The 8970-nt window shown below is 49.9% G+C and carries 12 protein-coding genes; all 12 read left to right on the forward strand.

Features of this window, described 5'->3' with window-relative positions:
* The first annotated feature begins 64 nt into the window (after positions 1–64).
* Positions 65–550: an RNA polymerase sigma factor gene (locus tag J3353_RS14950; protein ID WP_008818014.1), complete on the forward strand. Its 486-nt coding sequence runs from the start codon at positions 65–67 to the stop codon at positions 548–550.
* Complete coding sequence (locus tag J3353_RS14955; protein ID WP_054324686.1) at positions 543–1247, forward strand: zf-HC2 domain-containing protein; 705 nt, start codon at positions 543–545, stop codon at positions 1245–1247. Before J3353_RS14950 ends, J3353_RS14955 begins: the two co-directional genes overlap by 8 nt.
* A gap of 116 nt (positions 1248–1363) precedes the next feature.
* Positions 1364–1864, forward strand: coding sequence for an RNA polymerase sigma factor (locus J3353_RS14960; RefSeq protein WP_207685154.1), 501 nt, complete (start codon positions 1364–1366; stop codon positions 1862–1864).
* Complete coding sequence (locus J3353_RS14965; protein ID WP_005946132.1) at positions 1842–2039, forward strand: helix-turn-helix domain-containing protein; 198 nt, start codon at positions 1842–1844, stop codon at positions 2037–2039. The genes J3353_RS14960 and J3353_RS14965 overlap by 23 nt, the downstream gene beginning before the upstream one ends.
* A 42-nt stretch (positions 2040–2081) precedes the next feature.
* Positions 2082–2507 (forward strand): hypothetical protein, encoded by a 426-nt coding sequence (locus J3353_RS14970; protein WP_055155944.1) that lies wholly within the window; start codon positions 2082–2084, stop codon positions 2505–2507.
* A 440-nt stretch (positions 2508–2947) separates the two neighbouring features.
* Entirely contained in the window at positions 2948–3346 is a 399-nt protein-coding gene (mobC, locus tag J3353_RS14975) for a plasmid mobilization relaxosome protein MobC (protein WP_008818019.1), read from the forward strand.
* Positions 3318–4937 carry a relaxase/mobilization nuclease domain-containing protein gene (locus tag J3353_RS14980; RefSeq protein WP_055155943.1) on the forward strand — a complete coding sequence of 540 codons (1620 nt, stop codon included), beginning with the start codon at positions 3318–3320 and terminating at the stop codon, positions 4935–4937. The genes mobC and J3353_RS14980 overlap by 29 nt, the downstream gene beginning before the upstream one ends.
* Positions 4938–5111: 174 nt before the next feature.
* Positions 5112–5306, forward strand: coding sequence for a hypothetical protein (locus tag J3353_RS16415; RefSeq protein WP_006573562.1), 195 nt, complete (start codon positions 5112–5114; stop codon positions 5304–5306).
* Positions 5296–6036 carry a phage replisome organizer N-terminal domain-containing protein gene (locus J3353_RS14985; protein ID WP_005933730.1) on the forward strand — a complete coding sequence of 247 codons (741 nt, stop codon included), beginning with the start codon at positions 5296–5298 and terminating at the stop codon, positions 6034–6036. The genes J3353_RS16415 and J3353_RS14985 overlap by 11 nt, the downstream gene beginning before the upstream one ends.
* On the forward strand, positions 6033–6872 hold the full coding sequence (locus J3353_RS14990) for an ATP-binding protein (protein ID WP_054324685.1): 840 nt from the start codon (positions 6033–6035) through the stop codon (positions 6870–6872). The genes J3353_RS14985 and J3353_RS14990 overlap by 4 nt, the downstream gene beginning before the upstream one ends.
* Before the next feature lie 12 nt (positions 6873–6884).
* Entirely contained in the window at positions 6885–7076 is a 192-nt protein-coding gene (locus tag J3353_RS14995; RefSeq protein WP_005932101.1) for a transposon-encoded TnpW family protein, read from the forward strand.
* 136 nt (positions 7077–7212) lie between these two features.
* Positions 7213–8820 carry a recombinase family protein gene (locus J3353_RS15000; RefSeq protein ID WP_005933734.1) on the forward strand — a complete coding sequence of 536 codons (1608 nt, stop codon included), beginning with the start codon at positions 7213–7215 and terminating at the stop codon, positions 8818–8820.
* Positions 8821–8970: the final 150 nt, after the last annotated feature.

Below are 8970 nucleotides of genomic sequence, written 5' to 3' on the forward strand. Positions count from 1 at the left end.
GCATACCGCTGGAGAGCGGTCTATAAATACTACTCTTTTATAATACGAGGAGGTGATGACAAGTATGGACTATGAAAAGCTCTATAAAGCCTACTATTTACAGGTATACTCGTATACTATTTCTCTTGCCAAAAATCGTGAGATAGCAGAGGAAATCACGCAGAACACATTCTATAAGGCTGTTTCTACAACATCACAATTCAAAGGTAAGTCAGATGAATTGACATGGCTCTGCTCCATAGCAAAAAACCTTTACCATGATGAAATGCGAAGCCGTCAGCGAGTAGCTGATGTGAGTGAAATCAATGACTTGCCATCAAATGAAAATGTTGAGAACTCAGTTGCAGATTCTGACATGGCGTTCCGCATACACCTCGTTCTTCACCGTTTGGAAGAACCATACAAAGAAGTCTTTCAGCTTCGCGTATTCGGGGAACTATCTTTTTCACAAATCGCTGCAATTTTTGGAAAAACAGAATCATGGGCGAGAGTTACTTATCATCGTGCAAAGCTAAAAATTCAAGAAAGGATGGATGAAAAGCATGAGTAAACAATGCGATATTGTTCGAGATATTCTTCCGCTGTATGTTGACGGTGCTTGCAGCGAAGCAAGCGCAGAGATGGTAAAAGAGCATTTGAACGCCTGTGCTGACTGTAACGCAATTTATCAGAAATTGCTTTCTCACACGAGCGAAGATGTTCTTCACGAAGAAAGCGAAAGCGTTATTATGCGCCATGAGGCAAAAGAAAAGCAGAGAGGCAGAAAAAAGATAACGATTGCTGTTCTCGTTTCCATCGCTCTTTGTATCATTGCAATTTTTACAGCTCTCTTTCTGTTACCTATAAACATTGCTTATGAGCCTGTCAAAATCAACTTCCCATTTGAGGTTGAAGATGTCGAAAACGTTGAAATGTACCACTATGACGGAGTGCCTGCATCAGCAGAAAAGAAAGTAGTTGTTGCTGAAAATGATATAAAGACCCTGTATGATAAGTTCAAGGGCTTATCCCTAAAAGACAAAACGACTGAGGAAACTGCCGGAGCAGATGTGACCAGCTTTAGATTTAACCTCTCAGATGGAACAAGCTACGATTTGATTTACGCCTGCTATGGGGTTAAAAACGGCGAATTGAAGTCAGCAGCAGGCGGTTTTAAGTATTTCACAAGTGCGGATATCGGCTCTTATTGGAACAATTTGAATACGGAACTTGAGGCAATTCCTATCAATGAGAGTGAATTGCCGTGAGCAGATAGCAAACCCAGCCGAGCCTGTCAACGGTCAAGATGAACGGCGCAAATGCGCCGCCGTTGACAGCCCCGCCCGTCTTTGCTGTTCGGTAATCAAGAGGGCGACAGCACAAGATGCTGCCGCCCTCTGCCATTATTCAGAAAGGGGGATTTTCCATGACCGAACACGAAAAGTATCAAGAACATATCCGGCATACACACGATGCCTTTTGCAAGACTGTTATTCGCCACGCTGCCATAGACGCAGCCCGGAGCATACGGAGCCGCCGCAAGCGGGAAATCTCGCTTGAATATCTGATAGAAGAAAAACACTATCCATTCAGTACCACAGATAAATACTTTGCGGAGCAATCCGGCATGACCAGCTATCCGCTTTTCGTCTGTGGTCAGATGGTGCTTTTGGAAAGTCCAGAGCTTGCCGCAGCCCTGTCCGCACTATCACAGATGGAACAGGAAATCATTTTCTTGTACTACTTCCAACGATTGACGCATAGGGAGATTGGACGGAGATATGGACGGGCTGGCAACACAACCGGGCGGCGTATTCAGATGATTTTACGGCGGCTACGGGCAGAGGTGGAGGGTTTGTCCTATGAGCCAGCTACTTCCCTATGAGACAATCGTTAAGGCAAGCGAGGGCGACCCGGAAGCTGTTGCCGCCGTCCTATCCCATTATGCGGGATATATCCGCTCTTGTGCGAAAATGGACGGACAGATTAACACGGATATGCAGGAGCATATCGTCAGGCAACTGATAGAAAGCCTGTTGAAGTTCCGCTTTGACCGCTAAACAGAAAAGTTGTATAATTAGAGCCTGACAAATTAAACTTCAATGAGGGTAGAGCAAATGGAACAGATTATCAATTATAGAGACATACCCACAGATAAAAGGATTGACATATTAAATGCTCTTGAGCGAATAGGTTTTTTTCCGGCATACGGCGGCGTGAGAACAATGCAGCAAATTATGGAAAAGTCAGTTCCAGGTTCAGGCCCACAATTCTATTTCGTTTTCCGTGAAAATGAGTTGATAGGGTACAATTTTCTCATTGGGGACACTAAGAAATATAAAGCGTTCCCATGGCTTGCTATTAGCAATATGGATGAGCAGAAGTTGACTGTTTGTGAAGAACTGATGAAAATACAAATTGCCTTTTTTGAAGAACTCGGAATGCAAAAGATAGCAGATCATTGCGTTAGGATTATGGAAGATTACAGAAAAGGAATTGGAAAGCAGAAAGAAAGCGATTGCAGATAAATTCCATTTGAAAAACGGCTGACAATTTAATACCGCCACCCATCACAGCGGCAGATAAGCAGTAAATCTTGAAAAGGTTTACTGCTTTTTTTGCGCCCATTTTCAAAAATCTTTGGCAAACCACACCGCCGGATTGTTGTAGGGAGCAGACAGGGAAAACAAAAAAATTTCCGCTGCGTTTGCCAAAACGCCCCCTTTTCACCGTTGTAGTGGTGAACAGCGGGCAGAACACGCCACCGCAATCGCTATATTGGTGGAGCAAGCCAGTATATCCGCAAACCAGAGCCGCCGAGGAAAGCGGTAGTTTTTTAGAGCAAGATTCTACCACGGTGCCAAAATCCGCATATCTGCGGTTTTGCCCCCTTTGGTAAATCTTGTTGGGGAGTGCCTTCCCCAAACCCTGCTCATGCGCCCTGTCGGGCGAGAAAGGAGGTCAACGCTTGAAGAAAAAATATAACACACCCCACCGCTGCCATGTGGTCAAAACCCGCATGACCGAGGAAGAATACGCCGACTTTACCGAGCGGCTGAAACACTATGACATGAGCCAATCCGAATTTATCCGGCAAGCCATTACACGGGCGACCATTCGTCCCATCGTTACCGTTTCCCCGGTCAATGATGAACTGTTGTCCGCCGTTGGCAGGCTGACCGCCGAATACGGAAAAATCGGTGGCAACCTCAATCAGATTGCCCGCGCCCTCAACGAGTACGGCACACCATACAACGCCCTGTCCGTTGAAGTCCGCGCCGCCATTTCTGACCTTGCTGCCTTGAAGTTTGAAGTCCTGCGAAAGGTAGGTGACGCTGTTGGCAACATTCAAACATATCAGCTCTAAAAATGCGGATTATGGCGCAGCCGAGCAGTACCTCACCTTTGAACATGACGAGTTTACCATGAAGCCCACCCTTGATGAAAACGGGCGGCTCATGCTCAGAGAGGACTATCGAATAGCCACGCTGAACTGCGGCGACGAGGATTTTGCCGTTGCCTGTATGCGCTCCAATCTCCGCTATGGGAAGAACCAGAAGCGGGAAGATGTAAAAAGCCACCACTACATTATCAGCTTTGACCCACGGGACGCGGTGGACAACGGTTTGACCGTAGACCGGGCGCAGGCGTTGGGCGAGGAATTTTGCCGGAAGCAGTTTCCCGGACACCAAGCCATTGTCTGCACCCACCCGGACGGACACAACCACAGCGGCAATATCCATGTGCATATCGTTATCAATTCTCTGCGGATAGAGGAAGTTCCGTTCCTGCCTTACATGGACAGACCGGCAGACACCCGCGCCGGGTGCAAACACCGCTGCACAGACGCGGCGATGGAATACTTCAAAGCCGAAGTCATGGAGCTGTGCCACCGGGAAAATCTCTATCAAATCGACCTTTTGCATGGCAGCAAAAACCGCATTACCGAGCGTGAGTATTGGGCGCAGCGGAAAGGGCAGGCAAAGCTGGACAAGGAAGTTGCCGCCTTGCCAGCCGAGGAGCAGCCAGCCAAGCCCACGAAGTTTGAAACAGACAAGGAAAAATTGCGGCAGGCCATACGCACCGCGCTGTCCTCTGCCACAAGCTATGGCGAGTTCGCCGCCGTTCTCTTGCAACAGGGCGTGACTGTCAAGGAGAGCCGAGGGCGGCTATCCTACCTCACGCCGGACAGGACAAAGCCCATTACCGCCCGCAAGCTGGGAGATGATTTTGACCGCGCTGCCGTTCTTGCCCTTTTGGAACAGAACGCCCACAGAGCCGCCGAGCAGACCGCAACCGTACCCGAATACCCCCGCAACATAAGGGAGCGTTTGCAGGGCAAAAAAGCTGTCCAAACCACCCCGGAAAAGGACGGTATTCAGCGCATGGTTGACCGGGCAGCGAAGCGAGCGGAGGGAAAGGGCGCGGGCTATGACCGCTGGGCGGCAGTCCACAATCTGAAACAAATGGCGGCTACCGTTGCCGCCTACGGGCAGTACGGCTATTCGCCGGAGGAGCTGGACGCAGCCCTGGTATCTGCCAATGCGGATTTACAGGACAGCACCGCCAAGCTGAAAGCCCTGGACGCTGCTATCCGGGAGAAAAAGGAGCTTCAGACACAGGTGCTTGCCTATGCCAAGACCAAGCCTGCCCGTGACGGTCTGAAAGCACAGAAAACGGAGAAAGCCCGCAGCACCTATCGGGAACGGCACGAAAGCGATTTTATCATAGCGGACGCAGCCACCCGTTATTTCCGGGCGCATGGCGTTTCCAAGCTGCCAAGCCATAAAGCCCTGCAAGCGGAAATCGAGCAGCTTACCGCCGAAAAGAACGCCCATTACAACGAATACCGGGAGAAAAAAGCCCGTGTCAAGGAGCTGCATACCGTGAAAAGCAATCTTTCTCAAATCCTGCAAGGCGAGAAAGACAGAGAGAAAAAGCACGAACATGAGCGTTAAAAACCGCCCCGAAACGATACCAAAACAGGGATATGCCCTGCACCCTATCCGCAATACTGCCCACCTTTGAAACGGGGCGCACAGCGCAGGAAATCCCCGAAAATGACACCGAGAAACTACATTTTTACCGACCTATCCGCTTATACCAGCGGAAACGGCAGAAAGGAGCGAGAAATGCCACGTATGAGCAAAAAGCGGCGGTTGGAATGGAGCTTTTTCCTCAACCACCGAAACCGTATTACCTACAATGACCTTTGCCGGGGCTGCACACACGGCTGCAAGCAGAGCTTCCGGGCGATTATCGTCCTCTGCCCCCGGTATTTCTCTAAGAGATGGAAACACAGGGAGGACACCGCCAATGGCAGATAACCGCAAATATTACTACCTCAAACTGAAAGAAAACTTCTTCGACAGCGATTCCATTGTGCTGTTGGAGGACATGAAAGACGGGATTTTGTATTCCAATATCCTCTTGAAGCTGTACTTAAAATCGCTGAAAAATGGCGGCAGATTGCAGCTTGACGAGCATATCCCCTATACCGCCCAGATGATAGCCACGCTGACCCGTCACCAAATCGGGACGGTGGAACGGGCATTAGCCATCTTCCAGCAGTTAGGGCTTGTGGAGCAGCTTGACTGCGGGCTACTTTATATGACCGACATCGAGCTGATGATCGGTCAATCCTCTACCGAAGCGGAACGGAAACGCGCCGCAAGGCTTGAAAATAAGGCACTTTTGCCGCCGCGGACAAATGGCGGACATTTGTCCGACATTCGTCCACCAGAGATAGAGATAAAGAAAGAGATAGATATAGAGTTAGAAAAAGAGGAAGAGTTAAAGGGACAAGCCCTCGCCCGCAGCTATGGCAGATATGAGAATGTATTTCTGACTGATACGGAGCTTTCCGAACTGCAAGCGGAGCTGCCCGAAAAATGGGCGTACTATATTGAGCGGCTTTCCGGCTATATCGCGTCCACGGGCAAGAAATATAAAAACCACGCCGCCACTATTCGCAGATGGGCGGCAGACGATACCGCAAAGGCTGCCCCGAAACAGGGCATACCCGAATACACCTGCAAGGAGGGCGAGAGCTTATGAGTAATCTGTTTACAGAACGAGTTTTGAATATGACGGCTGTTACCCCACAGCCGGAGGACTACATGGGCGAGGACGGACTGCTTTACTGCGGCAAGTGTCACACTCCGAAAGAAGCCTACTTCCCGGAAAAGCAAGCCGCCTTGTTTGGGCGTGACCGCCACCCGGCAGAATGTGACTGCCAGAAAGCCCAGCGTTTGGAGCGTGAAGCCGCCGAACAGCGCAGAAAGCACCTTGACACCGTGGAGGACTTGAAACGCCGGGGATTTACCAATCCTACCATGCAGGAATGGACTTTCGCCAACGACAACGGGAAATGCCCGCAAATGGAGATTGCACACTTCTATGTGGAGCATTGGGAAATCATGCGCGAGGAAAATATCGGCTATCTGCTATGGGGCAAGGTCGGCACAGGAAAAAGCTATTTTGCCGGTTGTATCGCTAATGCCCTCATGGAGCAGGAAGTCGCTGTCCGCATGACGAACTTCTCTGCGATTTTGAATGACCTGACCGCCAGCTTTGAGGGGCGCAACGAGTATATCGAGCGTCTTTGCCGTTTTCCTCTGCTTATCATTGATGATTTTGGAATGGAGCGCGGCACAGAGTACGGTTTAGAACAGGTCTACAATGTGATTGACAGCCGCTACCGCAGCCGCAAGCCCTTAATCGTTACCACCAATCTGACATTGGACAGCCTGCAAAATCCGCTGGACACCGCCCATGCCCGGATTTATGACCGCCTTTTGGAAATGTGCGCCCCTATCCTCTTTACGGGAGAGAACTTCCGCCGTGAAACGGCGCAAGCCAAGCTGAACAGACTAAAAGAATTGATGAAATGAAAGGAGTTGCCTATGGCAGAGAACAAGCAGAACACCACCCCGGAACGCCGCCCGGACTGCGTGACAGAGATCCGCATGGGCAACACCGTCCTTATCGTTTCCGGCTTTTTCAAAAAAGATACCACCGACACCGCAGCCGATAAGATGATGAAAGTGCTGGAGGCGGAAGCCGCCGCAGGACACAAAGCCCAGCTTTCGCCCTAACGCTACAAGCCGCACAGTAAAAAATCGTCATTTTGACAGGCGGTAAAGAAGCAGAAGCCGCTATACAGACAGCCGCCCCATGTGGTATAATCGAAATACGGAATAGTGGGGCTGGCTGTCGGAAACGGAGGATTTTATGTTAAGACAGACCACCCAGAAAATCACTGCCCTTTATCCAAGACTATCCCATGAGGACGAGCTGCAAGGCGAAAGCAATTCCATTTCCAACCAGAAGCGTATTCTTGAAACCTACGCAAAGCAGAACGGTTTTTCCAATCTGCGCTGGTACACGGACGATGGTTATTCTGGTGCGAACTTCCAAAGACCGGGCTTTCAATCCATGCTTGCGGATATTGAAGCCGGGAAAGTGGCTACTGTTATCGTAAAGGATATGTCACGGTTAGGGCGAAACTACCTGCAGGTGGGAATGTATACCGAGATGATTTTCCCACAAAAAGGCGTCCGCTTTATCGCCATAAACGATGGAGTGGACAGCGCACAGGGCGACAATGATTTTGCCCCTTTGCGGAACATTTTCAACGAATGGCTGGTGAGAGATACGAGCAAGAAAATCAAAGCCGTAAAACGGTCAAAAGGCATGAGCGGCAAGCCTGTTACGAGCAAACCCGTGTACGGCTACCTCATGGACGAGGACGAAAATTTCATCATTGACGAGGAAGCCGCACCCGTAGTCAAGCAGATATACCGTCTGTGCCTTGCCGGGAACGGTCCGACCAAGATAGCCCGTATGCTGACCGAGCAGGAAATCCCAACGCCGGGAACGCTGGAATACCGCAGGACGGGCAGCACACGCCGCTATCACCCCGGCTATGAGTGCAAATGGGCGACAAATACCGTGGTGCATATCCTTGAAAACCGGGAGTACATGGGCTGTTTGGTGAACTTCAAGACGGAGAAACCGTCCTACAAGACCAAGCACAGCATAGAAAATCCCATTGAGAAACAGGCAATTTTCGAGAACCACCATGAGCCTATCATCGACACCCAGACATGGGAGCGTGTGCAGGAATTACGCAAACAGCGCAAGCGTCCGAACCGCTATGATGAAGTGGGCTTGTTCTCTGGTATGCTCTTTTGCGCGGACTGCGGCAGCGTCATGTATCAGCAGCGTTACCAGACCGATAAGCGGAAACAGGACTGCTATATCTGCGGGAACTACAAGAAGCGCACCCATGACTGCACCGCACATTTTATCCGCACCGACCTTTTGACTGCGGGCGTTCTCTCCAATCTACGGAAAGTGACGAGCTATGCGGCAAAGCATGAAGCCCGGTTTATGAAGCTGCTGATCGAGCAGAACGAGGACGGCGGCAAACGCCGGAACGCCGCCAAGAAAAAGGAACTGGAAGCTGCCGAAAAGCGTATCGGTGAACTTTCCGCTATTTTCAAGCGGCTGTATGAGGACAGCGTAAGCGGTCGCATTTCTGACGAGCGTTTCACGGAGCTTTCGGCAGACTATGAAGCCGAACAGCAGGAATTGAAAGAGCGTGTTGCCAGAATACAGGCGGAGCTTTCCAAAGCACAGGAAGCTACCGTAAACGCAGAAAAGTTTATGAACATTGTCCGCAAGCACATGAACTTTGAAGAACTGACCCACACCCTCTTGCGTGAGTTTGTAGAGAAAATCGTTGTGCATGAGTGCAGCTACGATGAAAACGGCACACGCAGACAGGATATTGAGATTTACTATTCTTTCGTCGGCAAGGTGGACTTGCCCGAATGACCGCCCGCCCTATCCGATACCAAAGACAAGTATCGGATAGGAAAGGCAAAATTTTTTACACTTCTATTACTTCTTTATCACACATAAGCAAAGAGTCAGGGCATGAAGCAGCTTATGGCTAAGTAGATGTAATCAAGAAAAGAAAGGAAA

It is taken from the genome of Faecalibacterium sp. Marseille-Q4137 (assembly GCF_017377535.1).
In the GTDB taxonomy this organism is placed as follows: Bacteria; Bacillota; Clostridia; order Oscillospirales; family Ruminococcaceae; genus Faecalibacterium; species Faecalibacterium duncaniae.